Genomic DNA, 26,103 nt, shown 5'->3' on the forward strand with positions numbered 1-26,103 from the left:
TATGTCTATTATGTGCCTCCATACCATTTGAAAATCACATAAGGATAGTACCAAATTTATTACTCATCACTTTATGCATTTTGTTTCCTTTTAATATAGAGAAAAGCGACTTTAAAGTCTTAAAAAGCAAGGCTTATATCATGCTTTTGGTCCTAATTGCTTATATTGGAATTCGTTCATGTTTTGTTGCTGAGAATGCTGACGATATCAATTTTATCAAAAAAATTTTATTAGCACTCATATTGCCAATTGTTTTTCTTCCTGTGAAAGATAAATCGCCAATAATAAAAGCTTTTATTTTTAGCGTGTTTTTTTGTGTCCTAATATCTTTTTTCAATCTGATAGTATATATCTCAGAATCAAAAAGCTTTAATTTCACAAACGGCGATATTATTAATGATGTTTTAATCGTAGAAAGACTCTATCTTGGGTTTTTATGCTGTATTAGTTTTGCATTATCCTTTGTATTATATAAAGAATCCAGTCAAAACTTAAAAAGCTTATTAGTATTTAATATTATTATATGTTTTTCGTTCTTGGTCATTATTTCAGCGAGGATAGGGCTTATATCAATTGTATTTATAAGTTTATACTACTTTTATAGCCTTTTTAGTATAAGAAAAGCCATTTTTGCAACAATTTTACTTGTTACTTCTATTATTGTTGTATTTCAGTTTAATCATAATTTAAGAAATAGGGTTTTTTACAGCAACGACATTCATGAAAATTATTTTTTTAAATTAAAGGAATGGGAACCCAGAATTGTGATTTGGGAATGCGGCTACAAAATATTTAATAACATGGACAATCCTTTTCTTGGGCAAGGCCTTTATTACACCAAAAATAATCTTGTAAAATGTTATTCTTATACTATAGAGAAAGAAGATAGGAAAAAGTTTTTTTTAGAAAAACAATATAATACACATAACCAATTTATAGATTTAACATTGAATTACGGCCTTTTAGCGCTTTTTATCTTCCTTGCGTTTTTATCAGCCCTCTTTTATCAAGCAAAAAATAATTTTAGGCTAATATCCCTTTTGTTCCTCTTGCTGTTTTTTGGATTTGTAGAAAATTTTTTTCACCGCCAAATCGGGGTATATTTGTTTTCACTTATTATTATGTTCATTATTAACAAAAAAATTGCTTTAAATTTAAATGAATAAAGTAAAAATCGCTCACATAGTACATTCTGTTGGAGGGGTAGATGTTTCTTTAAGGCTTATTCTAGAAAGTATTGATCCTTGTAATTTTGAAAGTATAGTAATTCATGGCACAGGCGATGCAAAGTCAGCATTCATAGATAAAAATGGCAAATCAATTTCAGAATTTAAACTCCCACTTCAAAGAAATATTAGTATAATCAGGGATTGTAAATGTTTAATCCACACAATTAAAATATTAAAAAGGCATAGACCGGATATAATTCATGGACATAGTGCAAAAGGCGGGATAATCGCTAAATTGGTTGGATATAATTTAAAAATTCCAGTATTACATACACCACAGGCATATTCTTATTTATCAGCCTCTAATAAACTCAAGAAGAGTGTTTATCTATTGATTGAAAAAATGATTTCATTTAGAGGAAACAAAATACTAGCCTCATCTAATTCAGAAAAAAACAGAGCCTTATTTGAGGTTGGTTATCCTGAAAACAGAGTGCTGTTATTTAATAATTCGATACGACCGATAGTTAAAATTCAATCCTTAAGTATTAATAAAACTTGGCCAGATGAGTACATATGCTCTGTTGGAAGACCATCTTATCAAAAGAATATTGAGTTGATGCTGGATGTTCTTGTCAATCTTAAAAATAAAAAGAATAATATTCACCTAGTTTTGATGGGGGTTGGTTTTCATTCTCCCAATCTGAGAATTGTTAAGAATAAAATAAGACGATTAAATTTAGAAAGCAATATAACCTTATTAGAATGGACGTCTAGAGAGGATATTTTTAATATTATAAAAAATTCGCAACTCTATCTATCTACAGCTAGATATGAAGGTCTACCTTATTCAATAATAGAGAGTTTAGCACTTGCAAAGCCAATTGTGGCAACTAATGTCGATGGGAATCGAGACCTAGTAATCGATAATTATAACGGAAGATTAATACGTAATGAAAATGTTAGTGCATTATCAAAATCTGTTATGGAGATAATAAACTCTGAGGATTTAAAGCAAAAATATTCACTCAACTCATTAAAATTATTTAATGAGAACTTTAATATTTTAAATAATATTAATCAATTAGAAAACATTTATAAAAAAACTGCGAGATACTTATGAATTAATACATGGACAACGGATACTTTTTTAATATATCATCATTTTGGAAGATTCTTTAACATAAAAATAATCTCAAATTGGATTATCGTTTTGCATTTCTAAACAATCTATTTGCAAACACCAAGATTTACACTACTTTTACCTTTTTAAAAATTTAACTAAATGAAAATAAAATCAATATGCTGTATAGGCGCCGGATATGTCGGCGGCCCAACCATGGCAGTTATTGCCCAAAAATGCCCTAATGTTAAGGTAACCGTGGTAGATATTAACGAAGCCAGGATTGCTGCCTGGAATAATGAAGATTTAAGTAAACTTCCGGTATACGAACCGGGTTTAGATGCCATCGTTAAAGACGCCAGAGGCCGAAACCTTTTCTTTTCAACTAATGTAGATGCTGCCATTGATGAGGCAGACACCATTTTCATTTCGGTGAATACCCCTACTAAAACCTATGGTAAAGGTAAAGGCATGGCTGCCGACTTAAAATACATTGAACTTTGCGCCCGACAAATTGCACGTGTTGCCAAAGAAGATAAAATAGTGGTTGAAAAATCTACTTTACCCGTTAGAACTGCCTCTGCCATTAAAAGTATTTTAGATAACACAGGTAATGGTGTGCAATTTCAAATACTGTCAAACCCCGAGTTTTTAGCAGAAGGAACGGCGATTGAAGATTTATTAAAACCCGATCGTGTGTTGATTGGTGGTGAAATGACAGCTGAAGGTGAAAAGGCCATGCAAGCATTGGTTGATTTATACGCCAGTTGGGTAAATAGAGATCATATTTTAACAACCAATGTGTGGTCGTCAGAATTGTCTAAACTAACAGCAAATGCGTTTTTAGCGCAACGGGTGTCATCAATCAACGCCATGTCTGAAATTTGCGAAAAAACCGGCGCCAACGTTGCTGAAGTTTCCAAAGCCATTGGTATGGATAGCCGAATTGGCCCAAAATTTCTCAGTTCCTCTGTTGGTTTTGGTGGTTCGTGCTTTCAAAAAGACATCCTTAATTTGGTATATATCGCCAAGTCTTACGGCCTTGATGAGGTAGCAAATTACTGGGAACAGGTAGTTTTAATGAACAACCATCAAAAAAACAGATTTTCAGATAATATTATCAATACGCTCTACAATACAGTTTCAGGAAAAAAGATTACTTTCTTGGGTTGGGCTTTTAAAAAAGACACCAACGACACCAGAGAATCTGCGGCAATTACTGTAGCTGATAATTTGTTAAATGAACACGCCAAAATAACGGTTTATGATCCAAAAGTTAGCGAAGAGCAAATCTTCTCAGATTTAGAGTATTTAAATTCAAGAGATCCCAAACAGAATAGAGCGCTATTGAAAGTAGAAAAAGATCCTTATTTAGCTATGAAAGATGCCCATGCCATTGCAATTTTAACAGAATGGGATGAGTTTAAAGCATACAACTGGCAAAAAATATACGATCATATGTTGAAACCGGCATTTATTTTTGATGGCCGAAGGTTATTAGACCATGAAATGCTAAAATCTATTGGTTTTGAATGTTACGAAATTGGCACCGGAAACGCCAGCCAATAAATTACCAACTCTTACAGAAAAAAAATGAAAACAGTTTTAATAACAGGTGCCGCCGGGTTTTTAGGGTCGCATTTATGTGACAGATTTATAAAAGAAGGGTTTAAAGTGATAGGAATGGATAATCTTATCACCGGAGACCTTAAAAATATAGAGCACCTTTTTCCTTTAGAACATTTTGAGTTCTACCATCATGATGTGTCTAAATTTGTTCATGTGCCCGGAAAGCTAGATTACATTTTACACTTTGCCTCTCCGGCTAGCCCTATCGATTATTTAAAAATTCCTATTCAAACTTTAAAGGTAGGATCATTAGGCACCCACAATTTATTGGGTTTAGCCAAGGTGAAAAATGCCAGAATATTAATCGCATCCACTTCTGAGGTTTACGGCGATCCTTTGGTGCATCCGCAAAGCGAAGACTATTATGGCAACGTTAATACCATTGGCCCGCGCGGGGTTTATGACGAAGCCAAACGCTTTCAGGAATCCATTACCATGGCTTACCACAGGTTTCACGGTTTGGAGACTAGAATAGTTAGAATTTTTAACACCTACGGACCAAGAATGAGATTAAACGACGGTAGAGTAATTCCGGCATTTATGGGTCAGGCCTTAAGAGGCGAAGATTTAACTATTTTTGGAGATGGTTCACAAACAAGATCTTTTTGTTATGTCGACGATCAGGTTGAAGGTATTTTTAGATTGCTGTTTAGCGATTATTCATATCCCGTAAATATTGGCAACCCTCATGAAATTAGTATTAGAGATTTTGCCGAGGAAATTATTAAATTAACAGGCACTAACCAAAAAGTTATTTATAAAGATCTTCCTGCAGACGACCCCATGCAAAGACAACCTGATATAACATTAGCTAAAAAATTATTAGACTGGTCGCCAAAAGTAGACAGGTCAATAGGAATGAAGATTACTTTTGATTACTTTAAAAATCTTTCTGAAGAAGAACTATACAGGAGCGAACATAAAGACTTTACAAATCATATTAAACGGTAGTGAGCTTATTTAAACATGGCAGATACTCTGGATTTTTAAGACCTATTTCCTATGGAATAGACTTGTTAATTATTAATTTGCTTGCTACCAGATATTTTTTAAATGAAGTAAACCCTTTTGTGTTTATTTCCTATATCTCTATTACTTGGGTAATTCTTTCACTGGGATCAAAATTTTACGAAGTTTACAGGTATACAAGAGAAGTGTATATTCTTTCCTTAATTTTTAAGCAATTGGTATTATTTCTTTTGCTTGTATATGCGTTTTCCGGGGTTTTTAATGAATATGATTTAAATCCGGGGACCATAATTAATTATTGTATCTCTTCTTTTGCGTTAATAGCTGTTTTTAAGTTTTCTATATACTACTTACTTCAAAAGTACCGTTCAGAATTTGGAGGTAATGTTAGAAAAGTGGTTATTCTTGGATATAACAAAAAAACACTGGCATTAGAAAATTTCTTTAAAAACAAGCAAGAATATGGTTATTCTCACAGAAGGACTTTTGACGTAAAAAAAACCAATGATTTTGATTTAAATTCTTGTTTTGAGTTCATATTAGATAACGGTATAGATGAAATATACTGCTCGATATCAGAATTAAACAACAACCAGATAAACAACGTAGTCGATTTTGCAGATAACAACCTAAAAATTTTAAAGTTTTTGCCCGATAATAAAGAAATTTACAGTAAAAAGTTGAAGTATGAGTATTATGATTATATCCCAATTTTAACACTAAGAAGCATTCCGTTAGAAGAACCTATTAATCAATTTATTAAACGTGGCTTCGACATTGTTTTTTCAAGCTTTGTAATAATTTTTATACTCTCATGGCTAACACCAATTTTAGCTATCTTAATAAAATTAGAATCCCGCGGCCCGGTTTTTTTTAAACAGGCTAGAAACGGCTTTAATTATAAAGAATTTGACTGTTATAAATTCCGATCAATGACACCAAATAAAGATGCACATTTATATCAGGCCACAAGAGGTGACAATCGTGTTACAAAAGTTGGTAAATTTATGCGTAAAACCAGTGTTGACGAGCTGCCCCAATTTTTTAATGTGCTTTTTGGTGATATGTCGGTAGTGGGCCCCAGACCACATATGGTAAGCCATACAACCATGTATGCGAAACGAATTGACAAATTTATGGTAAGACATTTTGTTAAACCCGGTATTACCGGTTTGGCTCAAATAAGTGGTTATCGCGGCGAAGTTGAATCTGATATAGATATTATTGGACGTGTTAAATACGATATCTTTTACATCGAAAACTGGTCACTACTATTAGACCTTAAAATTATTTTTAAAACATTTTTAAACGCTGTAAAAGGCGAAGATAAAGCCTATTAAATCACATTAACAAGCTGTTGAAGTTGCTTCTTAAAATCAAAATGTATTTCACTTACTATTCTTAATTTTTCCTTTCTCTCTTTACTTATAAGGTTTTTATCAAATGAGTTAATAATAGCATTCAAGCCTTTGTAATCTCCCGGCGCCGCGACCCATCCTAATTCATGTTTTTTTACCAAATCCTCGCCTTCACCGCCACCAAAATATAAAACAGGTAAACCAAGTTTGGCAAACTCAAATATTTTTGAAGGTACACTACCGTAAATTCGGGTAAGTAATGGCACGATGGTTAAATCATATTGAATAAGAACCTTATGTAAATCATTTCTGGATAAATGACCATGGTAAAAAATGGCCGAGTTTTTTTGCTGTTGAATGTAAGACTCTATGGCTTCTGCCTCTTGACCAGAGCCGTAAATATGAAACTCAATATTTGTAGTATCAATATGTCTGCACAACTCTAATATGCCTTGTGCAACGCCTAACAGCCCGGCGTATACTAATTTAATTTTATGGTGTTTTTCTGGTTGATCATGAAGTTTAGGTGCTTCAAAATCAGGGAAATTACGGTATAGAATACCGGGTGTTTGTGGTGAAATAGATTTTATATGCGCTATAATCTCTTCACTTTGACCAAGAATTAAATCTGAGTTCCGATAATTAAAACGCTCTATTTGCTCTAAAATTTTATACGAGAAATTTCGCTTTAAAGCATCTAATTCCAATCCTGCTAAAGGCCACAAATCACTCACATTTAAAATAATTTTTCGCTTTTTCTTTCTTAGAAATAACACTGCAGTAAAAGCCACAATTAACGGTGGCGATTGTATAATAACTTTATTGGGAATTTTATGACTTATAAAAAACCAAATTAAACTCAAGCTATACGACAACATTGAAAATAACCTTAATAATTTATTTTTGGAATTGCTTGGGTATATCCATAATCTATAAATCTTAGCACCTTTTTCATTAATTTCAGGTTGTTTGTGGTGCTTGTAGTCTTCAAATATTCTTCCTGTTGGGTAATTGGGTAGTGGTGTTAAAACGGTTGTATTAAAACCGGTGCTCTGAAGTCCGTTGGCAAGTTGAGAGATTCTGTTTGAAGCTGCTCCGGTTTCGGGTGGGAAGTATTGCGTAATGATTAAAATGGAACTCATATTTTAATCGTATAATTCTAATAAAATATTTACAATTCTTTCAGATGTTTTGCCATCCCAAAGATCTGGTGTTTGTCCTTGTTTCCATTTGCCTGCAAATAAAGTTCTAAACGCGTTCTTTATTTTTTCGGTATTTGAACCTACAAGTTCGTTGGTGCCAATTTCGCAAGTTTCAGGTCTTTCGGTATTGTCTCTAAAGGTGATACACGGCACGTTCATGATGGTAGCTTCTTCGGTAATTCCTCCGGAATCTGTTAAAACTGCAAAAGCGTTTTTCACTAAAAAATTAAATTCTAAATACCCCAAAGGTTCAATTAAATGCAAATTTGAATGACTTATATTGGCATTGTCCAACATCTTTTTCGTTCTGGGGTGCACCGGAAAAATAATGGGTAAACCGTTATTCAAATCGCATATAAGAGAAATAAGTTGTTTTAGTTGAATGGTTTCGTCTACGTTGCTCGGCCTGTGTAGGGTGAGTACAAAATATTGTTTGGGCTTTAAATTTAAATCATCCCACATATGCGGTTGTTTCAGGTTGTTTAAATTTTTTAATAGTGTGTCTATCATGGTATTTCCAACGTAAAAAATCCTGTCATCTGATATTCCTGATTTCTTGAGATGATTGTTGGCGTGCGTAGAAGTGGTAAAAAACCAATCGGTGATGCTATCTGTCACCATTCGGTTAATTTCTTCGGGCATTTTTAAATCTCCCGATCTGATACCGGCTTCAACATGGGCCACATCAACACTTGCTTTTTTAGCAACGATGGCACAAGCCATGGTTGAGGTAACATCGCCTACTACCAAAACAAGGTTGGTTGGATTTTGTTCAAGATCTTTTTCAAAAGCAATCATTATGGAAGCCGTTTGTTCTGCCTGTGTACCGCTTTTAACCTCGAAATTTACGTGTGGCTGGGGAATATTTAACTCCTCAAAAAACTGATCGCTTAAATTTTTATCGTAGTGTTGTCCTGTATGTACCAATCTGAAATTGATGTTTTTACCTTCATTCTGTTTTTTCTGAATGGCATGAATTATGGGCGCAATCTTCATAAAATTTGGTCTGGCACCGGCAACTATGGTAACTGTCATGAGATGGATTTAACTTGTGATGAAAACTGCTTTAATTTTCCGCGTTTGCTTCGGTCTAAGCATTTGGTTTGTTCAAACAAAATTACCAATCCGGGTTCTAAATAACGTTCCATTTCGGTTTTAATTTTAGCTTTTTGAGAGGCTTCAAGAGGTTGTTCGCAGGTGTAAGTTATTTTAAAGGTGCTCGGGTTGAGCTGTTCTATAATAAATTCTTTTACATTGCCGTCGTCTTCTATAATACTTTTGGTAATGTAGTAAAAGGTAAGACCGGCAGCGGTTTTTCCACTGGGAAGCATCGCAATATCGTTGGTTCTTCCGGTTAACTTTTCAAGAATTAAATCTACTGCAGTACTGCTTTCAGAGATGATACCTGTATCTCCAATATCATATCTTATAAACGGGTGTGCTTTATTATAAAGAGAAGTAATTACAATTCTGCCTTCTTCTCCAAATGGTAATACCTTATTATTACTATCTAAAACTTCTACATAAAGACTTTCAGTGTTGATTTTCCATTCCCCTGCCGGGGTTTCAAAGGCTATTAAATCTAACTCTGATGCGCCATATTCATTAACAACAGGAACACCAAAAACGCTTTCCATAAGTTCTTTATCGGTGTCAAAAAGCATTTCAGAAGTCACCACACAAACTTTAAGAGTAGGACAAATTGTTTTTAAATGAAGTTTATGTTGTTTTAAATATTTAGCGAATTGCACTACAGCGCTGGTATAGCCGTTGATGTATTCAAAAGCTTCGGTTGCAAATTTTTTGTGAAGGCTTTCAAAGGCCTTGTCACTTAAGTCAAAAACCGAAAACCGCATTCTCATGCTCAAATAATCTTTTATTTTTTCGGTTGAATAGCCCCAAAAATCCAAAAGGATACCATAAAATCTCGCTTGTAAAGAGCTGTTAAAATCAATGCCATACCAGCCAAACCGCTGTTGAATGATGGCCCAAGTTAGGGCATGTGTAAATTTGTCTTTGGCAAAAATAAATGGGTCGCCAGATGAACCTGAGGTTTTGTTAACATAACAGTTTTCGGGGCTAAAACCTTTACTTAGCCTATTATTTAATGGTTGCTGTAAATCTTTTTTGGTCATTACAGGTACATCGGCCCAATTTTCAAAACCGCTTGAATTATTGGTGAATTCTTTATAAAAATTGTTGTTGTTAAGGTGATAATTTAGAATAGTTGTTCTTTGCTCTTCTGCATAAGCAGAAAAAGCGGCTTCATCAAGTTTGCTTAAACGCTGCAGTGTTAATCGCGCTTTTTGAAGCGGATAACCTTTTAGTTGCAGTGTTAAATCAAAAATATTCACGAGATGTTGCTTTTACAGATGTTTTGGTAAATTAATTATTTTTTGAGTCTAAAAGCAATTATTTTTGCTAAAAACAACCTAACACTATGCATATTTTAATATTGGGCTCGGGTGGAAGAGAACACGCTTTTGCTTGGAAAATCAATCAAAGTAAAATCTGTACTAAACTTTTTGTGGCACCTGGAAATTCAGGAACGGCTAATATCGCTGAAAATCTTTCGGTTAGCCCAACTAATTTCCCTGCTGTAAAAGCGCTGGTATTGTATCACAACATTGATATGGTAGTGGTAGGTCCTGAAGATCCTTTGGTTGAAGGTATTCACGATTTTTTTCTTGAGGATGAGCAACTAAAACACATAGCTGTTATTGGTCCACAAAAAGCGGCTGCGCAATTAGAAGGCAGTAAGGAATTTGCTAAGCAGTTTATGATGCGTCACAGTATTCCAACGGCTGCTTACAGCAGTTTTAATGCCAATACTATTGAAGACGGATATCAATTTTTAGAAACCTTAAACGCGCCTTATGTTCTAAAAGCCGATGGTCTGGCAGCCGGAAAAGGTGTTTTAATTTTGAACGACTTAGAACAAGCCAAAACCGAACTTAAATACATGCTGCTTGATAAGAAATTTGGAAAAGCGAGTACAACGGTGGTAATAGAAGAATTTTTAGATGGTATTGAATTAAGTTGTTTTGTTTTAACTGATGGGGAACATTATAAAATTTTGCCAATGGCCAAAGATTACAAGCGCATTGGCGAAGGCGATACCGGTTTAAACACAGGCGGAATGGGCGCCGTATCTCCCGTGCCATTTGCTGATGAAGTTTTTAAATCTAAGATTGAAGAGCGCATTGTAAAACCAACGGTTGAAGGTTTAAAAAAAGATAATTTGCCTTATAAAGGATTTATTTTTATTGGATTGATTAAGGTTGGAAATGAGCCAAAGGTTATAGAATACAACGTGCGAATGGGCGACCCCGAAACCGAAGTGGTATTACCAAGACTTAAAACTGATTTGGTTGAAATATTCAATGCTATACACAGCCAGACACTTCATAATGTAGAGATTGAAATTGACCATCGTGCCGCTACCACAGTTATGTTGGTGTCTGGTGGTTATCCCGAAGCTTATGAAAAAGGTAAAGAAATCACAGGTGTTGACTCAGTAAACGAATCTATTGTTTTTCACGCAGGGGCCAATCTTGTGGACGGAAAAATTTTAACTTCCGGTGGCCGCGTTATGGCCATTACCAGCTATGGTAACACGTATCAAGAGGCCATAAAAAAATCTTATCAAAGCATTGACAATATCAAGTTTGATAAGATGTATTATAGAACAGATATAGGTTTCGACTTATAAATAAGAATGAGCTGAAATACTCTTATCTTCAGCCTCAGTTTTGTTGAAAATTTTAAGTTGTCTCATCCAAAACATAAAAAACGAAAAACCAATAATAATAAAAACCCAAGAGGCAGCATTTGCAGCCCACCAGCTTTCAAGCTCTAAACTTCTAAGAGCATCAAGTGGTGCAAATAATACATTAACAAATAAATCTTCAATGGCGTAAAAGAAATCCTTCATCTTTAATCACTAATTTTGTTAGGCAAATATACAAACAATAACTATGTTTTCAAGTTTTTTTAATAAATCTAAACCCATACATGTTGCTTTGGTGTGCGGCTTGATAACAATTGTTTTTGCATTGGTTGAGTTCTCATTATTTAAGACCAAGAATCACCAATTTGATTGGTATTTTCAGCAGGTTTTTATTTTTTTAGTGCTTATGTTCACTGTTTTTGTAGTCGATTTTATCATAGCAAGAAATAAACTTACCTCTAAAAACAGTTTCAGTTTGCTGTTTTTCGCACTGTCAATAGTAGCCATACCTGCAATAGTTTTAAATATTGATGTTATAGTGGCTAATATTTTTATACTATTCGCTGTAAGAAGATTAGTTAGCTTGCGTTCACAAAAAGAAATCATAAAAAAGTTATTCGATGCCACGTTTTGGATTTGCATAGCAAGTCTTTTTTACCTTTGGTCACTATTGTTCTTACTGTTAATTCCTATAGCTTTATTACTGTTTAAAATTGGTAATATTAAATATTGGATCATCCCAATAACGGCTGTTTTAACTGTTGCTATTTTATATGCTTGTTATGCCATCATCTATAAAATTGACGTGATTACTTTTTACAGTGAAAAACCACTGTTTAGTTTTGATTTTTCGGGATGGGCCAATCAGAGAACTATTATTTCCTTGGCATTAATGCTGGCCTATTTTTTATGGGCTTCTGTGTTTTATTTCGGAAAGATTAGAGCTATTTCAAGAAATCTTAAAGCACCATATTATCTAATGTTTATAGTGGCGGTCTTAAGCATTTTATTAACCTTGATTGTGCCCGATAAATCAGGTGCAGAATGGCTGTTCTTTTTCATGCCGTTTTCAATTATCATGGCCAATTACATTCAGGATATAACAGAAGTTTGGTTTAAAGAATCTTTAATCATCGCCTTTTTATTATTACCTTTTCTAGGCTTAGTATTGTAACTTTTCGCCAAATGCCAAATCGCCGGCATCACCTAAACCGGGAACAATATAACCTTTATGGTTAAGTTGTTTGTCAACAGTGGCAACCCACAAATGTGTATCGCTGTTAAAGTGTTTAGAAATATAATCAATACCTTCTTGAGCAGCAATAACGCAGGCTAAATGAAGGGCTTTGGGCTTTCCAAATGGTTTAAGCGCTTCAAAAGTAGCTACTAATGACTGACCGGTAGCCAACATAGGGTCTGCTAAAACCAGTGTTTTACCTTCTAAATTTGGGCAAGCTAAATATTCTACCATAATCTCGAAGGTTTCAGGATTTTTTGCATGATGCCTGTAAGCCGATATAAATGCGTTGTCGGCATGGTCAAAGTAACTCAGTAATCCGTTGTGGAGTGGTACGCCGGCTCTTAAAATAGAACACAATACAAGATTGTTTGTTGCTAAGTTGATATGACTTTCGCCCAAGGGCGTTATTACTTTTTCAGACTGATATTGAAATGATTTACTCATCTCATAACCTAAAATCTGACCAATGCGTTCAATATTGGTTCTAAATCGCATGCGGTCTTTTTGGATATCTACAGACCTGATTTCTTTTACAAAAGTATTGAGAATGGAATTCTGTTCAGATAAATGATGAATATGCATAGACTAGTTATTGAAATGTAAATTTAAGTAATTACAAGTATATTTGCATTTTAAATACTACACTATGTTTTCAGATAAAGCCAACGCCATTTTTCAAGAAGTAATAAAAACTTACCATGTTAAAGATGATGTTAATCAGCCATTCAGTAACATTTACGAAGGAAAAACTCATTTAATTGAACATTTACTTTACAGAAAATGTTGGATTGACACGGTACAATGGCATTATGAAGACATTATTAGAGATCCTAATATCGATCCGGTAGCTGCTTTAAAATTAAAACGTCAGATTGATGCTTCAAACCAGGACAGAACCGATATGGTTGAATATATCGATAGCTATTTTCTGGAACTTTACAAAGACGTCACACCAAAAGAAAACGCTACTATCAACACCGAAAGTCCGGCTTGGGGTATAGACAGGCTTTCTATTTTAGCACTAAAAATTTATCACATGAATGAAGAGGCTAATAGGCTCGACGCCTCAACACAGCACCGCGATGCTTGCAAGCAAAAGCTGAATATTTTACTAGAACAGCGCGTAGATTTATCGACAGCAATCGACACCTTGTTAAACGATATTAAAAACGGTGACAAATACATGAAAGTGTACAAGCAAATGAAAATGTACAACGACGTTGATTTGAATCCGGTGCTGCGATCTCAAAAATAATCCCTGCGAAAGCATGGATCTCATCAACTAAGATGCAATGTCCAAACCCAAACACATATTGGTTATCAGGCTATCTGCCATGGGAGATGTAGCTATGTTGGTACCGGTGCTTTCAGCATTTACCGGCCAATATCCAGGCGTTAAAATTACAGTACTCACCAGAGAATTTTTTGCGCCATTTTTTAAACATTTACCAACAGTAGAAGTTTTTTATGCCAATCTAAAAGCCGAGCATAAAGGGATTTTAGGAGTTTATAAATTGGCCAAAAGTTTAAAAAATTTACAAATTGATGCGGTAGCTGATTGTCACAACGTACTTAGAAGTAAACTATTGAAGTTTTTTTTAGGTGGAATCCATTGCGTTCAATTAGATAAAGGACGTGCTGAAAAAAAGGCCTTAACTACCGGTAACATATTTAAGCAACTAAAAACAACACACCAACGCTATGCAGATGTGTTTGAAAAACTAGGTTACCCTATAGATTTTTCAAAAGTTCAATTTCCTCAACCCGCTGCGCTCAATCAAAAGATTAATGACATCATCAAAACCAATGTTAAACCTTGTATTGCCATTGCACCCTTTGCAGCACATGAAGGTAAAATGTATCCCTGGGAGCAAATGCTTCAGGTGATTGAAACACTGTCTAAAAACTATTATATTTTGCTTTTTGGCGGAGGAAAAAAAGAAGCAGATTTATTAGAAACAGCAGCTTTAAAATTCGAAAATGTTATTAATTTGGCAGGTAAACTCTCACTTTCCGAAGAAATAGATGTGATATCTAATTGTAAACTCATGCTTGCCATGGATTCCGGTAACGGGCATATGGCTGCCATGTTGGGAATAAAAGTTATGACTATTTGGGGCGTAACACATCCTTACTCGGGATTTGCGCCGTTTAATCAGCCTGAACCACATCAAATACTTCCTGATAAAAATAAATATCCCTTAATTCCAACTTCGGTTTATGGTAATAAATACCCTGAAGGTTATAAGGATGTTGCAGGTTCAATTCTACCTAAATCTATTATCGATAAAGTTTATTCAGTTTTAAATCGATAATAAAGCCATTACACATCATCATAATCCACCACAATATAGTCGCTGGTTGGGCAAGCTTGACAGGTTAACACCAAGCCTTCGGCTACCTCACTATCGGTTAAAATATTGTTTTGTTTCATGGTGGCGCTACCTTCGGTAATTCGGCCAACACAACTACTGCAAATACCGCCTTGGCAAGAGTATGGTGCGTCGATATCTTTTTTAAGAGCTGCCTCTAAAATAGTTTGAGATTTTTGCATCACAAACTCAGTTTCTTCTTCATCTACAATAACTTTGATGGTAGTTTCTTCGGAAGAAGCTGCTTGGGTTACGTTGTCTATTGGGGTTGAAGCCGTAAACAATTCAAATTTGATTTGTTGGTTTCTCACACCATTTTCAACCAGAACATCTTTAACAGTATTGATCATGGCTTCTGGCCCGCACAGGTAGAAACCTTCAATGTTAACGCCTTGGTATTTGTTTTTCACAATTAAATTGACGGTGCTTTTTTCTATTCGACCAAACAAACAATCGGGCTCGCGTTCTTGGCTGTAAATTTGATGTAAATGAAATCTGTTACCGTAAGTATCTTTCAGCTTTATAAGCTCATTTAAAAACATGGTGTCTTTAGCACTTTTGTTGCCGTAAACCAGAATAAAATTGCTGAATGGTTCTTCTTCCAACAAGGTTTTACCAATACTTAAAATTGGCGTAATTCCGCTTCCTGCGGCAAATGCAGCAATCGTTCTGGTTTTATCTGGGTGGTGCTCAAAAATAAATCGGCCCTGCGGAGGCATCACTTCAATGGCACTACCAACACTTAGTTTTTGGTTGGCATAATTTGAAAAAGTACCGTCTTTAACAGCTTTTACGGCAATGCTTAAATCACCACTGTTAACCGATGAACAAATGGAGTAATCTCTCCTAATTTCGTTTCCGTCAATGTTGGTTTTTAAACTTAGGTATTGTCCGGCTTTAAATAAAAATGTTTCTTTTAAATTTCCAGGGACTTCAAAAGTGATTTTTATGGCGGCATCGGTAAGTCTGTCAATGGCACTTATCTTTAGCGTATGGTATCTGGACATGTCAATTTTTTTTTGCAAAAATAAAGAAGCTCTGATTGTAAGAATGCTAAAATTGAATTAAAAAGAATTATTTTTAAATATTTAGCTGTAACATTTCACTTCAAATCGTTACATATTGGTGTTTTTAAAGTCAAACTAACCAAATTATGACCATTAAACAATTTCTAAAACTGGAGTGGAAACAATTTTTTCGCTCATCTCACTGGCAAAAAAGTATTGCGCTTAATATTTTGCTTATATTCTTTGCCATTTATTTTATGGTAGTTTTTTTAATTATGGGAATAGCCATCGTTCCTATTTTAAAAGACACTATGCCGGGAGAAGACGTATTTAAAGTCATCAACAACTACATTTTCTACTGGGTTTTAGCCGATTTATTTTTTAGATTTTTCTTTCAAAAGCTACCCGTAATGAGCGTTAAGCCTTTACTCACATTAAATGTTAAGCGATCAAAGGTTGTTCATTACGTTTTAGGGAAATCGGCCACATCGTTTTTTAATATTCTGCCCTTGTTTGCCACCATTCCTTGTGGTGTGATGTTAATTAGAGATGGTTATGCAACATCTTTGATTTTAACATGGATTGTGGCTTTGGTATTGATATCTTTCATTATTAATTTTCTAAACTTTATCATTGAAAGCGCTTCGGCCGAGACAGACTTTTCATTTTTGCCTCCAATTTTGATAGTTGGAGCGTTGTATGGCCTAAATTATTTCAACATTATTTCATTCACCAGCCTTTTGGGTAGTGCCATTTTGGCCATTTCTAACAATGCATTGTATCTGTTGGTTCTGGTTCTTATTTTAGTTTTGGTTTACACTTACAATTTTAAAATACTAAAACAAAAACTGTTTTTAGACAGCTCTTTAAAATCTAAAGTGCAAGAGGTCAATGCAGCCAATTTGGCATGGACCGAGCGCTTTGGAGATATTGCACCATTTATGCAGTTAGATTTAAGACTTATTTGGCGCAATAAACGCACAAAATCAATGGCTTTTTTAATGATTATTGGTCTTTTGTACGGCTTGTTTTTTTACCCGCAACCTATGTATAGAGATATGGTTTGGTTGTTTCCATTTATAGGAATATTTGTAACGGGAATTTTCTTAATAAGTTTTGGGCAGTTCATTCCGGCTTGGGATAGTGGTTATTATAAATTGCTAATGAGTCAGAACATAAAATACGAACAATACCTGCGTTCTAAATTTGTTTTAATGTCATTAAGCGTGGTGATTATTTTTGTACTGAGTATTCCATATGTGTATTTTGGATGGAAAATTCTCGCCGCACATTTTGCCGCAGCCATCTATAATATTGGTGTTAACTCACATGTGATGCTTTACGGCGGGTCATTCAACCGAAAAAAAATAGACCTAAACCAACGAGCGGCATTTAATTATCAAGGCACCGGTGCTGTACAGTGGATTATTGGTATTCCACTTATGATTGTTCCGGTTATTATTTTCTCCATACTAAACTGGCTGGTTAGCTTTGAAGTTGGATTAGCAGTTTTGATTATTATGGGTATTACGGGATTAGCCTTACACAAAAAATTAATGAACCACATTACTGCAAAATATTTACATTCTAAACATATTATGATAAACGCCTTTAGTCAGGACAGTTAAAAAATACAGCTATGATTACAACCAATAATTTATCAAAAAAATATAACGGTGTTACCGTTTTAAACATTGAAGAATTACAAATTCCAAAAGGCCAAAGTTTCGGACTTGTTGGCAATAATGGTGCCGGAAAAACAACCTATTTTTCGTTGTTGTTAGATTTAATTAAACCTACCACAGGCAGTATTGCATCAAACGGAATTGTTGTTTCTGAAAGCGAAGACTGGAAACCCTTTACTTCGGCTTTTATAGACGAAAGTTTTTTAATAGGGTATCTTACTCCCGAAGAATATTTTTACTTCATTGGTGAGCTAAGAGGTCAAAATAAAGCCGATGTTGATGCTACTATTGCCAAGTTTGAAGACTTTTTTCATGGCGAAATTCTAAATCAGAAAAAGTATTTAAGAGATTTAAGTAAAGGTAACCAAAAAAAGGCAGGTATAGTAGCAGCGCTTATAGGCAACCCTGAAGTGATTATTTTAGATGAACCCTTTGCAAATCTCGACCCAACCACCCAAATAAGACTCAAAGGTATTATCAAAGACTTGGCTCAAAAGCAAGGTGTTACGGTACTGGTGTCAAGCCACGATTTACTTCACGTTACAGACGTGTGCGAACGCATTGTAGTGCTCGAAAAAGGTAAATTAGTTAAAGATCTAGCAACCAATCAAGCTACCTTAAAAGAATTGGAAGCTCATTTTGCCGGCACACACGAAGTTTCATTATTTTAAAAAATTACTTTATTCGTTGTGTTAATCACTTTCACTAATCAAAAAGATGTTTAAATTTACCCCAAAACATACTAAAATGTTAATATTTTAGTTATAACAACACCAATTTAAACACATTTTTGAAAGCAGTCGTAAAAATATTTGGTCTTTGCCTTGTTTTATTACTGGTAGTACAAAGTTGCTCCAGAAAGAAGGACAAATGGCTTAACCGAAATTTCCACGCCATGGGCACCAAGTACAATGTGTTGTATAATGGTAATCTGGCACTTCAGTCTGGCTTAGATGCCATTAACGATGCCTATTCCGAAAATTTTTGGGAGTTATTACCTGTAGAACGCATGCAGGTAGATAAAGACGTGATAAAACCCGGACAGTCTCAAAATGCCGACTTCCAACGCGCCGAAGAAAAAGCCATTAAGGCCGTACAAACTCATGATATGGTGATTAAAGGCAAAGAAAAAAATCCGCAAATAGACGAAGCCTACCTGTTGCTTGGCCAGGCAAGATATTACGATCAGCGGTTTATTCAAGCTCTGGAAGCTTTTAACTACATCTTATTTAAATATCCAACCAGCGATAAAATAAACACAACAAAAGTATGGCGTGAGAAAACCAATATTCGCTTAGATAATAATGAGTTGGCCATCAAAAACCTCAATGAGTTAATAGAAACCGAGCAATTAAGTCAGCAAGACATGGCAGATGCCACCGCTATTTTAGCGCAAGCCTACGTGAACATGAATGCTAAAGATTTGGCCCTTGAACAAATAAAAATTGCTTTAGAAAACACCAAATCAAACAGCTATAGAGCACGATACAAATACATTATTGCACAATTACATGAAGAATTTGAAGAAATAGATAGCGCCAAAGCCTATTATTCTGAAATAATTGAAATGCATCGTAAAATACCAAGACCGTATTATATCAACGCACATCTTTCTAAAATTAGACTTCAGGATTTAAATAATTACAATAAGCTGGAATATGAAGAATACCTCACAAAGCTCGAAGAAGACCGAGAAAACAGACCATTTTTAGGCAAAATTTACTACCAAATAGCACAGTATTACCAAAATATTGAATCAGATTCTGTAGCCGAAGTTTACTATAACAAATCGCTGCGCTCTCAAACTACAGAGCAAAAACTAAAGGCCATCAATTACAGTATTTTGGGCGACATGTATTTTGATAGGTCTGTTTATAGAACTGCCGGTGCTTATTACGATAGTACCATGACCAATCACGAAGAACGTAGTAAAATGTATCGATTGTACAAACGCAAAAGAGACAACTTGCAAGATGTTATTTTTTATGAAGGTGTAGCCCAGCGCAACGACAGTATTTTGAAATTGGTTTCAATGAGCGATGAAGAACGTGCTTTGGTATTTACTGATATTGTTGAAAAAATCAAGAAAAGGGACGAAGAGCGAGAAAAGCTGGAAGATGCTGCTAAACGCGATAATTCCGGGTTGACCCAGGCCGGACAAAACATGGCGCCACTGGTTAGAGAAGTTGGAGATACCGGTAAAAAGGAAAGCAGTTTCTATTTTTACAATCCAACATCGGTCGCTTTTGGTAAAAACGAATTCTTAAAAATTTGGGGAGACAGGCCACTTGAAGACAATTGGCGTTGGTCTACAAAGGGGCGTAGTGTAGAACAAAGTATTTCGGCCGAAGACGAATTATTGGCAACGGCAACCGATGAAGAGCGTTATGATATTAACTTCTATCTGTCTAAAATTCCGTCAGAACCCAAAGAAATAGACAGCATTGCCAAAGACCGAAATTATGCTTACTACCAATTGGGCCTAATTTACAAGGAAAAGTTTAATGAGCTCAATCTGGCAAAAGATAAGCTACAAATTCTTTTAGGTAATAACCCTGAGGAGCGATTGGTTTTGCCGGCAAAATATAACTTGTACAAAATTTACGAGCTATTAGGTCAAACAGACCAAGCTAATATTGCCAAGCAGGACATTCTTTCAAATTATCCAGATTCTCGTTATGCGGAATTAATCAGAAATCCGAGAGCAGCCTTAGACCAGGAAGCTAATAGTGCCGAAAATTTATACAAAAAACTATTTGAAGCTTTCGAAAATCAAAATTATGAGCAGGTGCTAACACAATGCGAAAAAGCTGTGCTAGATTACGACGGAGATGATATGGTGCCTAAATTTGAAATACTAAAAGCCGCTGCTAAAGGCAGACTAGAAGGATTTGAAGCTTATAAAGAGGCCGTAAATTATGTGGCTTTAACCTATCCAAATAGCGAGGAAGGCAAACGAGCTTCAGAACTATTAAATACTGCTATTCCTATCATGGCAAAAAAAGATTGGTATAACGAAGAAGACTCAGAAAACTTTTATATTGTATATCAATTTGAAAATGAAACCGAAGAAAACATAAAGAAGTTTGCAGAATTAATGGAGCAAAAGGTAAAAAATGTTAATTATTTCGACCTTACTGTTTCTAAAGATGTTTACGATAGAAATACTACCTTTGTGGTTGTTCACGGTTTAAAAAGCATCAATGGCGCCAAAGGCTTTGCTCAAATTTTAAACGAAGACAAAAAAAATAAAACTAAAATAACAAGACCTTATTTTTCAATTTGTTCAGAAAATTACGCCATAGTTCAACGCCATAAAAATTTAAACGCATACCTCGATTTACAATAGGTCAAACATAAAACCCCATAAAATGTTTACTTCTAAAAATAAAACACCAATCACCATGGAAACAACATCTCAACAAAACATTATTGCTGCAGGAACTGTTATTACAGGAGACATTGTAAGCGAAGGGCCATTTAGAATCGATGGCACTTTAGACGGTAACCTAAAAACTCAAGAAAAGGTTGTCGTTGGTAAATCAGGAATTATAAAAGGTACATTAGAAGGCGATAATGCCGATTTTGAAGGAAAGTTTTCCGGTAAATTATTGCTTACCGGTACGCTTACACTAAAATCTACCGCACATATTGAAGGCGAAGTAATTGTTAGCAAGCTCGCTGTAGATCCCGGAGCAACATTTAATGCTACTTGCAGTATGAAAGGCGCCGTAAAAGCATTAAACCATGAGCAAGGCAAACAAAACACCAATTCAGAAGCAGGAAAAACAGCTTAGTAACTACGCCATTTATTCCGGTTTAATATTTCAAATGATGGCAATTATTGGCATTGGTGTTTTTGTGGGTTTCAAATTAGACGAAAATTATCCCAATAAGCATCAGCTTTTTACCGTGGTTCTGTCATTATTATCTGTGGTTTTGTCAGTTTTTTATGTGGTAAAACGTATTATTGCACTTTCAAAATAATACAAATTGATGTCACCGAAATGAATGCTGATTTTAAAAACCGACAGATAAGTTTTTTGCTTCAAATATGTTTGATCTCACTGGTTCTTTTTGGTGTTCATCAATACATTCTGCATTATTTTGCTGCATCAGTTAACTTTTTCTTTCCGCTTTGGCATATTTATGTGTTCCACATTTTGGTAGCTGTGGTAATTTATACCGTTATTAATTATAGATATTCCAACGGTAAAACTGAAATTTTTACCTTGTTTATGGGTATTACTTTGGTCAAAATGATTTTGGCAATTGTTTTTTTATTGCCATTACTGCTTTCGGATTTTGAAAAAAAACAACCGGATGTTTTTAACTTCTTCATTCCCTATTTTATATATTTGTTTTTAGAAGTGTTTTTCGTGACAAAATTCCTTCAGAAAAAGTAAATTTTCAGAGCTAAATAGGCGCTTAATTTTGATTAAAAACAATGCAAAAATTATTGTTTGCCAATTCATTTTATGTATGTACATTTGCACCGAATTTAACGAAAGGTATTTTTAATAAAAAAATAATGGCGTTTAACCCCTTAAAACATTTCTTTTTACTTGTATTATTTTCTGCGTATTCTTTAACAGTTTCTGCAATAAACAATAAAGAAGCAAACGAAGGAGAAAGATTCGATCCCAAAGAAATGATCATGCATCACGTAAAAGATGCTTACGGCATGCACATTTTAACTTTAAACGAAGGTAAAGAAAACGAAAAGCACATCACCATTCCATTACCGGTTATTTTATGGACAGATAATGGTCTTACCATCTTTTCTTCTTCAGAATTTCATCACGATTACGACGGAAAAGTTGTAGTAGAAAAAAACGGCAAAAAGTTTGTTAATTTTCACGAAAAAATTTACCAGTTAAACGACGGTGCAACTGCCTTGAAATTTGACGAAGAACACCATCCGCTAAACGCCGAAAAACCATTGGATTTTTCAGTTACCAGAAACGTGTTTATGATGTGGGTTTCGGTAATTGTACTTTTACTTATATTTATTACGGCTGCAAGAAAATACAAAAACAACGACAGTAAAATCCCGAAAGGAATTGCCGGATTTGTAGAGCCACTAGTTTTATTTGTTAGAGACGAAATTGCCAAACCAATGATTGGCGAGCATAAGTACAAACGCTTTATGCCTTACTTGTTGACCATATTTTTCTTTATATGGATTAATAACATCTTTGGCTTAATTCCAATTTTAAATGGCGCAAACTTAAGTGGCAACATTGCATTTACTATGACAATGGCTTTGTTCACTTTCGTGATTACCACCTTTAGCGGTAACAAGAATTATTGGAAACATATTTTTTGGATGCCGGGCGTGCCGGTGCCAATGAAGATATTCTTAATGCCAATTGAGATTGTTGGAATGTTTGTTAAACCCGTGTCTCTAATGATTCGTTTGTTCGCAAATATTACTGCAGGTCACATTATTGTTTTAGCTTTAATGTCGCTTATTTTCATTTTCGAAACCGTTTGGGTATCGCCTGTGTCGGTTTTATTTTCATTATTTATAACAGTTATTGAGATTGTGGTTACCGCAATTCAAGCTTATATATTTACAATATTGTCTGCCCTTTATTTTGGAATGGCAACAGAAGAAGAACATCATTAATTAATTTAAATTTTATATTATGACTATTACTGGAATTGCGGCTATTGGAGCTGGTTTAGCAGCTATTGGAGCTGGTATGGGTATTGGACGTATTGGTGGTTCAGCAATGGATGCCATGGCTCGTCAGCCCGAAATCCAAGGTAAGATTCAAACTTCTGCACTTATTCTTGCAGCTTTCGTTGAGGCGGTTGCTCTGTTTGGTGTGGTTGTGGCCTTATTACAAGGATAATTATCTAAATTAAACACAGAAGTAACGGTTGGTTGCTTCTGTGTTTTATTAAAATTTAATTGATTAAAAACTTATAAAATGGATTTAGTAACTCCTGGTTTAGGACTCGTTTTTTGGTCGGTAATTACTTTTTTAGTATTGCTTTTTATCCTTAGAAAATTTGCATGGAATCCAATTCTTGGTGCCGTAAGCGAAAGAGAAGAAGGCATTAAAAACGCTTTGGCATCTGCTGAAAATGCGCGTAAAGAGATGGAAAACCTACAAGCCGATAACGAGCGTATTTTAAAAGAAGCCCGTGCAGAGCGCGAAGCTATGCTTAAAGAAGCCCGCGACATGAAGAATAAAATGATCGCCGACGCAAGAGAAGAAGCGCAAGTTCAGGCAAACAATATGATTGCTCAAGCGCAAGCAGCCATTGAAAGTGAAAAGAAATCAGCCATGGCTGAGCTTAAAAAACAAGTGGCAAACCTTTCAGTTGAAATAGCTGAAAAAGTAGTTAGAGCAGAACTTTCTAACAAAGACAAGCAAATGACTTTGGTTGAAAGTATGTTAGGCGACGCAAAATTAAACTAAAATGGCAGGAACCAGAGCAGCAATAAGATACGCAAAAGCACTGTTATCGCTAGCCTTAGATAATAAAAAGGCCGGCGAAGTCAACACAGATATGCTTCACATTGCCGATACTTTAAGAAGCAACCCTGATTTGCAGAATGTGGTATTGAGTCCTGTTGTGAATACTCAGGATAAAAAAGCAATTCTTGAGCAGGTTTTTAAAAATGCCGATAGTCTTACCATACAGTTATTCAATGTATTACAAATTAATAATCGAATCCAAATTTTAGGGAATATAGCCGGTGCTTATTCCAATTTGTATGATGAACATATAGGTGTTGAAAAAGTTACGGTTACCACAGCAGTAGCTTTAACACCCGAATTACAAGCTAAAGTGCTTAAAAAGGTTAAAGAATTAACGCCGAAACAGGTGGTTATTGAAAATGTGATTGATGAATCGGTCATTGGCGGATTTGTCTTGCGCGTTGGCGATGTTGAGTATAACGCCAGCGTATCAAACCAGCTCAACAAACTAAAAAGACAATTGACATTAAATTAAAAAATAGAAGTTATCTATCTAATATAAAACAAGATGGCAGAAGTAAAACCCGCTGAAATTTCAGCAATATTAAAAAAACAATTATCAGGTTTTGAATCAAACGCTTCGTTAGATGAAGTTGGAACCGTACTTACCGTTGGTGACGGTATTGTTAGAGCCTACGGACTATCAAATGCGCAATACGGCGAGTTAGTTGAGTTTGAAGGTGGTTTGGAAGGTATTGTTCTTAACTTAGAAGAAGACAATGTTGGTATTGTATTATTAGGTCATTCAAAAGTAATTAAAGAAGGCTCAACAGTAAAAAGAACTAACAGAATTGCTTCGATAAATGTTGGTGAAGGTATTGTTGGCAGAGTTGTAGATACTTTAGGAAGCCCTATTGATGGTAAAGGTCCCATAGAAGGTAAAACTTACGAAATGCCTTTGGAGCGTAAAGCGCCCGGTGTAATTTATCGCGAGCCTGTAACCGAGCCATTACAAACCGGTATTAAATCAATCGATGCTATGATTCCCGTTGGCCGTGGTCAACGTGAGTTGGTAATTGGCGACCGTCAAACCGGAAAAACTACGGTTTGTATCGACACCATTTTAAATCAAAAAGAATTTTACGATGCCGGTAATCCGGTTTATTGTATATATGTAGCAATTGGGCAAAAAGCCTCAACTGTTGCTAACATTGCTAAAACGCTTGAAGACAAAGGCGCCTTGGCTTATACTACTATTGTTGCTGCCAATGCTTCAGATCCTGCGCCAATGCAGGTGTACGCTCCAATGGCAGGTGCTGCAATTGGTGAGTACTTTAGAGATACTGGTCGTCCGGCATTAATTATTTACGACGATTTATCTAAACAAGCTGTTGCATACCGTGAGGTATCGTTGTTATTACGTCGTCCACCGGGTCGTGAAGCCTATCCGGGTGACGTATTTTATCTTCACTCTCGTTTGTTAGAGCGTTCGGCTAAAATCATCAACAACGATGAAATTGCCAAAAACATGAACGATTTACCCGACGTTCTAAAACCAATGGTAAAAGGAGGCGGATCACTTACTGCATTACCAATTATCGAAACACAAGCCGGAGACGTTTCCGCTTATATCCCAACAAACGTAATCTCTATTACAGATGGTCAGATTTTCTTGGATGGTGATTTGTTCAACTCCGGTGTACGTCCTGCTATTAACGTAGGTATTTCGGTATCGCGTGTTGGTGGTAATGCGCAAATTAAATCCATGAAAAAAGTTGCAGGTACTTTAAAGTTAGATCAGGCACAGTTCCGCGAATTAGAGGCTTTCGCAAAATTTGGTTCAGATTTGGATGCTGTTACACTTAACGTAATAGAAAAAGGTAGACGCAACGTTGAAATCTTAAAACAAGCCGAAAGTAATCCGTTTACTGTTGAAGATCAAATCGCTATTATTTACGCGGGTACTAAAAACTTATTGAGAAATGTACCGGTTGATAAAGTTAAAGAGTTTGAAACAAATTATTTAGAGTTCTTAAGAGCAAAACATAGTGATGTTCTTGCCGATTTAAAAGCCGGAAAATTAACCGATGAAATTACAGATACTTTAACTAAAGTAGCTGGAGAGTTGTCGGAGAAGTACAAAAATTAATTTTAAAAACCAGAAATTCCTTTTCTCCGGAAA

26 protein-coding genes are annotated in these 26,103 nt (G+C 35.2%); 20 read left to right on the forward strand and 6 right to left on the reverse strand.

Annotation, left to right across the window (positions count from 1 at the left end):
- Positions 1 to 80: 80 nt before the first annotated feature.
- The 5 genes from FJ651_RS05380 (at position 81) to FJ651_RS05400 (ending at position 6,230) form a co-directional block, all read left to right on the forward strand.
- A complete protein-coding gene (locus FJ651_RS05380; protein WP_140989436.1) occupies positions 81 to 1,166 on the forward strand; it encodes an O-antigen ligase family protein in 1,086 nt (361 codons plus the stop codon).
- The gene (locus tag FJ651_RS05385; protein WP_140989437.1) at positions 1,159 to 2,292 is read left to right on the forward strand and encodes a glycosyltransferase; all 1,134 of its coding nucleotides are present in this window, start codon (positions 1,159 to 1,161) and stop codon (positions 2,290 to 2,292) included. The genes FJ651_RS05380 and FJ651_RS05385 overlap by 8 nt, the downstream gene beginning before the upstream one ends.
- A 162-nt stretch (positions 2,293 to 2,454) precedes the next feature.
- Positions 2,455 to 3,861, forward strand: coding sequence for a UDP-glucose 6-dehydrogenase (locus FJ651_RS05390; RefSeq protein ID WP_140989438.1), 1,407 nt, complete (start codon positions 2,455 to 2,457; stop codon positions 3,859 to 3,861).
- Positions 3,862 to 3,885: 24 nt separating this feature from the next.
- On the forward strand, positions 3,886 to 4,872 hold the full coding sequence (locus FJ651_RS05395) for a UDP-glucuronic acid decarboxylase family protein (RefSeq protein ID WP_140989439.1): 987 nt from the start codon (positions 3,886 to 3,888) through the stop codon (positions 4,870 to 4,872).
- Positions 4,872 to 6,230 carry an undecaprenyl-phosphate glucose phosphotransferase gene (locus FJ651_RS05400; protein ID WP_140989440.1) on the forward strand — a complete coding sequence of 453 codons (1,359 nt, stop codon included), beginning with the start codon at positions 4,872 to 4,874 and terminating at the stop codon, positions 6,228 to 6,230. The genes FJ651_RS05395 and FJ651_RS05400 overlap by 1 nt, the downstream gene beginning before the upstream one ends.
- Here FJ651_RS05400 and FJ651_RS05405 read toward each other — a convergent pair.
- Genes FJ651_RS05405 through FJ651_RS05415 form a run of 3 tightly spaced genes read right to left on the reverse strand, consistent with a single transcriptional unit; the run spans position 6,227 to position 9,804 of the window.
- Positions 6,227 to 7,390: a glycosyltransferase family 4 protein gene (locus tag FJ651_RS05405; protein WP_140989441.1), complete on the reverse strand. Its 1,164-nt coding sequence runs from the start codon at positions 7,388 to 7,390 to the stop codon at positions 6,227 to 6,229. The two genes, FJ651_RS05400 and FJ651_RS05405, sit on opposite strands and share 4 nt — an antisense overlap.
- Positions 7,391 to 7,393: 3 nt before the next feature.
- Positions 7,394 to 8,485 (reverse strand): non-hydrolyzing UDP-N-acetylglucosamine 2-epimerase, encoded by a 1,092-nt coding sequence (wecB, locus tag FJ651_RS05410; RefSeq protein ID WP_140989442.1) that lies wholly within the window; start codon positions 8,483 to 8,485, stop codon positions 7,394 to 7,396.
- The gene (locus FJ651_RS05415) at positions 8,482 to 9,804 is read right to left on the reverse strand and encodes a phenylacetate--CoA ligase family protein (protein WP_140989443.1); all 1,323 of its coding nucleotides are present in this window, start codon (positions 9,802 to 9,804) and stop codon (positions 8,482 to 8,484) included. The genes wecB and FJ651_RS05415 overlap by 4 nt, the downstream gene beginning before the upstream one ends.
- Positions 9,805 to 9,890: 86 nt before the next feature.
- Between FJ651_RS05415 and purD the strand changes: the two genes are divergently transcribed.
- A complete protein-coding gene (gene purD / locus FJ651_RS05420; RefSeq protein WP_140989444.1) occupies positions 9,891 to 11,162 on the forward strand; it encodes a phosphoribosylamine--glycine ligase in 1,272 nt (423 codons plus the stop codon).
- Here the strand turns inward: purD and FJ651_RS05425 are convergent.
- Positions 11,157 to 11,384: a DUF6341 family protein gene (locus FJ651_RS05425; RefSeq protein WP_140989445.1), complete on the reverse strand. Its 228-nt coding sequence runs from the start codon at positions 11,382 to 11,384 to the stop codon at positions 11,157 to 11,159. The genes purD and FJ651_RS05425 overlap by 6 nt on opposite strands.
- A gap of 43 nt (positions 11,385 to 11,427) precedes the next feature.
- On the opposite strand from FJ651_RS05425, the gene FJ651_RS05430 reads away from it, so the two are divergent.
- A complete protein-coding gene (locus tag FJ651_RS05430; RefSeq protein ID WP_140989446.1) occupies positions 11,428 to 12,354 on the forward strand; it encodes a DUF6427 family protein in 927 nt (308 codons plus the stop codon).
- Here FJ651_RS05430 and upp read toward each other — a convergent pair.
- Positions 12,343 to 13,002, reverse strand: a complete 660-nt coding sequence (upp, locus tag FJ651_RS05435; RefSeq protein WP_140989447.1) for a uracil phosphoribosyltransferase — start codon at positions 13,000 to 13,002, stop codon at positions 12,343 to 12,345. The two genes, FJ651_RS05430 and upp, sit on opposite strands and share 12 nt — an antisense overlap.
- Before the next feature lie 64 nt (positions 13,003 to 13,066).
- On the opposite strand from upp, the gene FJ651_RS05440 reads away from it, so the two are divergent.
- Both FJ651_RS05440 and FJ651_RS05445 read left to right on the forward strand, forming a co-directional pair.
- Positions 13,067 to 13,675, forward strand: coding sequence for a DUF4254 domain-containing protein (locus FJ651_RS05440; protein WP_140989448.1), 609 nt, complete (start codon positions 13,067 to 13,069; stop codon positions 13,673 to 13,675).
- A gap of 37 nt (positions 13,676 to 13,712) precedes the next feature.
- Positions 13,713 to 14,735, forward strand: coding sequence for a glycosyltransferase family 9 protein (locus FJ651_RS05445; RefSeq protein ID WP_246085309.1), 1,023 nt, complete (start codon positions 13,713 to 13,715; stop codon positions 14,733 to 14,735).
- Positions 14,736 to 14,743: 8 nt separating this feature from the next.
- On the opposite strand, the gene FJ651_RS05450 is transcribed toward FJ651_RS05445, so the two are convergent.
- Positions 14,744 to 15,799, reverse strand: coding sequence for a ferredoxin--NADP reductase (locus FJ651_RS05450; protein ID WP_140989449.1), 1,056 nt, complete (start codon positions 15,797 to 15,799; stop codon positions 14,744 to 14,746).
- Between the two features lie 146 nt (positions 15,800 to 15,945).
- On the opposite strand from FJ651_RS05450, the gene FJ651_RS05455 reads away from it, so the two are divergent.
- The 11 genes from FJ651_RS05455 to atpA all read left to right on the forward strand — a co-directional run bounded on the left by FJ651_RS05455 (position 15,946) and on the right by atpA (position 26,070).
- On the forward strand, positions 15,946 to 17,427 hold the full coding sequence (locus FJ651_RS05455) for a DUF5687 family protein (RefSeq protein ID WP_140989450.1): 1,482 nt from the start codon (positions 15,946 to 15,948) through the stop codon (positions 17,425 to 17,427).
- A gap of 11 nt (positions 17,428 to 17,438) precedes the next feature.
- On the forward strand, positions 17,439 to 18,155 hold the full coding sequence (locus FJ651_RS05460) for an ABC transporter ATP-binding protein (RefSeq protein WP_140989451.1): 717 nt from the start codon (positions 17,439 to 17,441) through the stop codon (positions 18,153 to 18,155).
- 119 nt (positions 18,156 to 18,274) lie between these two features.
- Positions 18,275 to 20,833, forward strand: coding sequence for a type IX secretion system periplasmic lipoprotein PorW/SprE (porW, locus tag FJ651_RS05465; RefSeq protein WP_140989452.1), 2,559 nt, complete (start codon positions 18,275 to 18,277; stop codon positions 20,831 to 20,833).
- 22 nt (positions 20,834 to 20,855) lie between these two features.
- Positions 20,856 to 21,281 carry a bactofilin family protein gene (locus tag FJ651_RS05470; protein WP_140989453.1) on the forward strand — a complete coding sequence of 142 codons (426 nt, stop codon included), beginning with the start codon at positions 20,856 to 20,858 and terminating at the stop codon, positions 21,279 to 21,281.
- A complete protein-coding gene (locus FJ651_RS05475) occupies positions 21,232 to 21,471 on the forward strand; it encodes an AtpZ/AtpI family protein (RefSeq protein WP_140989454.1) in 240 nt (79 codons plus the stop codon). Before FJ651_RS05470 ends, FJ651_RS05475 begins: the two co-directional genes overlap by 50 nt.
- 71 nt (positions 21,472 to 21,542) lie before the next feature.
- Positions 21,543 to 21,890: a hypothetical protein gene (locus tag FJ651_RS05480; RefSeq protein WP_246085310.1), complete on the forward strand. Its 348-nt coding sequence runs from the start codon at positions 21,543 to 21,545 to the stop codon at positions 21,888 to 21,890.
- A 125-nt stretch (positions 21,891 to 22,015) separates the two neighbouring features.
- The gene (atpB, locus tag FJ651_RS05485) at positions 22,016 to 23,116 is read left to right on the forward strand and encodes a F0F1 ATP synthase subunit A (RefSeq protein ID WP_140989456.1); all 1,101 of its coding nucleotides are present in this window, start codon (positions 22,016 to 22,018) and stop codon (positions 23,114 to 23,116) included.
- Positions 23,117 to 23,135: 19 nt separating this feature from the next.
- The gene (gene atpE / locus FJ651_RS05490) at positions 23,136 to 23,345 is read left to right on the forward strand and encodes an ATP synthase F0 subunit C (protein ID WP_140989457.1); all 210 of its coding nucleotides are present in this window, start codon (positions 23,136 to 23,138) and stop codon (positions 23,343 to 23,345) included.
- 78 nt (positions 23,346 to 23,423) lie between these two features.
- A complete protein-coding gene (locus tag FJ651_RS05495; RefSeq protein WP_140989458.1) occupies positions 23,424 to 23,918 on the forward strand; it encodes a F0F1 ATP synthase subunit B in 495 nt (164 codons plus the stop codon).
- 1 nt (position 23,919) lies between these two features.
- On the forward strand, positions 23,920 to 24,456 hold the full coding sequence (gene atpH / locus FJ651_RS05500) for an ATP synthase F1 subunit delta (protein ID WP_140989459.1): 537 nt from the start codon (positions 23,920 to 23,922) through the stop codon (positions 24,454 to 24,456).
- Between the two features lie 33 nt (positions 24,457 to 24,489).
- Positions 24,490 to 26,070, forward strand: a complete 1,581-nt coding sequence (gene atpA / locus FJ651_RS05505) for a F0F1 ATP synthase subunit alpha (protein WP_140989460.1) — start codon at positions 24,490 to 24,492, stop codon at positions 26,068 to 26,070.
- Positions 26,071 to 26,103 lie beyond the last annotated feature (33 nt).

Origin of the sequence: Paucihalobacter ruber (genome assembly GCF_006494535.1) — a bacterium.
GTDB classification, from domain to species: Bacteria; Bacteroidota; Bacteroidia; order Flavobacteriales; family Flavobacteriaceae; genus Paucihalobacter; species Paucihalobacter ruber.

Coding starts and splice junctions, on each gene's coding strand:
- FJ651_RS05425 (WP_140989445.1), bottom strand. CDS start 11,384: ATGAAGGATTTCTTTTACGCCATTGAAGATTTATTTGTTAATGTATTA.
- FJ651_RS05445 (WP_246085309.1), top strand. CDS start 13,713: ATGTCCAAACCCAAACACATATTGGTTATCAGGCTATCTGCCATGGGA.
- atpA (WP_140989460.1), top strand. CDS start 24,490: ATGGCAGAAGTAAAACCCGCTGAAATTTCAGCAATATTAAAAAAACAA.
- FJ651_RS05390 (WP_140989438.1), top strand. CDS start 2,455: ATGAAAATAAAATCAATATGCTGTATAGGCGCCGGATATGTCGGCGGC.
- FJ651_RS05385 (WP_140989437.1), top strand. CDS start 1,159: ATGAATAAAGTAAAAATCGCTCACATAGTACATTCTGTTGGAGGGGTA.
- atpE (WP_140989457.1), top strand. CDS start 23,136: ATGACTATTACTGGAATTGCGGCTATTGGAGCTGGTTTAGCAGCTATT.
- FJ651_RS05475 (WP_140989454.1), top strand. CDS start 21,232: ATGAGCAAGGCAAACAAAACACCAATTCAGAAGCAGGAAAAACAGCTT.
- wecB (WP_140989442.1), bottom strand. CDS start 8,485: ATGACAGTTACCATAGTTGCCGGTGCCAGACCAAATTTTATGAAGATT.
- purD (WP_140989444.1), top strand. CDS start 9,891: ATGCATATTTTAATATTGGGCTCGGGTGGAAGAGAACACGCTTTTGCT.
- FJ651_RS05440 (WP_140989448.1), top strand. CDS start 13,067: ATGTTTTCAGATAAAGCCAACGCCATTTTTCAAGAAGTAATAAAAACT.
- FJ651_RS05450 (WP_140989449.1), bottom strand. CDS start 15,799: ATGTCCAGATACCATACGCTAAAGATAAGTGCCATTGACAGACTTACC.
- atpB (WP_140989456.1), top strand. CDS start 22,016: ATGGCGTTTAACCCCTTAAAACATTTCTTTTTACTTGTATTATTTTCT.
- FJ651_RS05430 (WP_140989446.1), top strand. CDS start 11,428: ATGTTTTCAAGTTTTTTTAATAAATCTAAACCCATACATGTTGCTTTG.
- FJ651_RS05395 (WP_140989439.1), top strand. CDS start 3,886: ATGAAAACAGTTTTAATAACAGGTGCCGCCGGGTTTTTAGGGTCGCAT.
- upp (WP_140989447.1), bottom strand. CDS start 13,002: ATGCATATTCATCATTTATCTGAACAGAATTCCATTCTCAATACTTTT.
- FJ651_RS05405 (WP_140989441.1), bottom strand. CDS start 7,390: ATGAGTTCCATTTTAATCATTACGCAATACTTCCCACCCGAAACCGGA.
- FJ651_RS05460 (WP_140989451.1), top strand. CDS start 17,439: ATGATTACAACCAATAATTTATCAAAAAAATATAACGGTGTTACCGTT.
- FJ651_RS05455 (WP_140989450.1), top strand. CDS start 15,946: ATGACCATTAAACAATTTCTAAAACTGGAGTGGAAACAATTTTTTCGC.
- atpH (WP_140989459.1), top strand. CDS start 23,920: ATGGCAGGAACCAGAGCAGCAATAAGATACGCAAAAGCACTGTTATCG.
- FJ651_RS05495 (WP_140989458.1), top strand. CDS start 23,424: ATGGATTTAGTAACTCCTGGTTTAGGACTCGTTTTTTGGTCGGTAATT.
- FJ651_RS05470 (WP_140989453.1), top strand. CDS start 20,856: ATGTTTACTTCTAAAAATAAAACACCAATCACCATGGAAACAACATCT.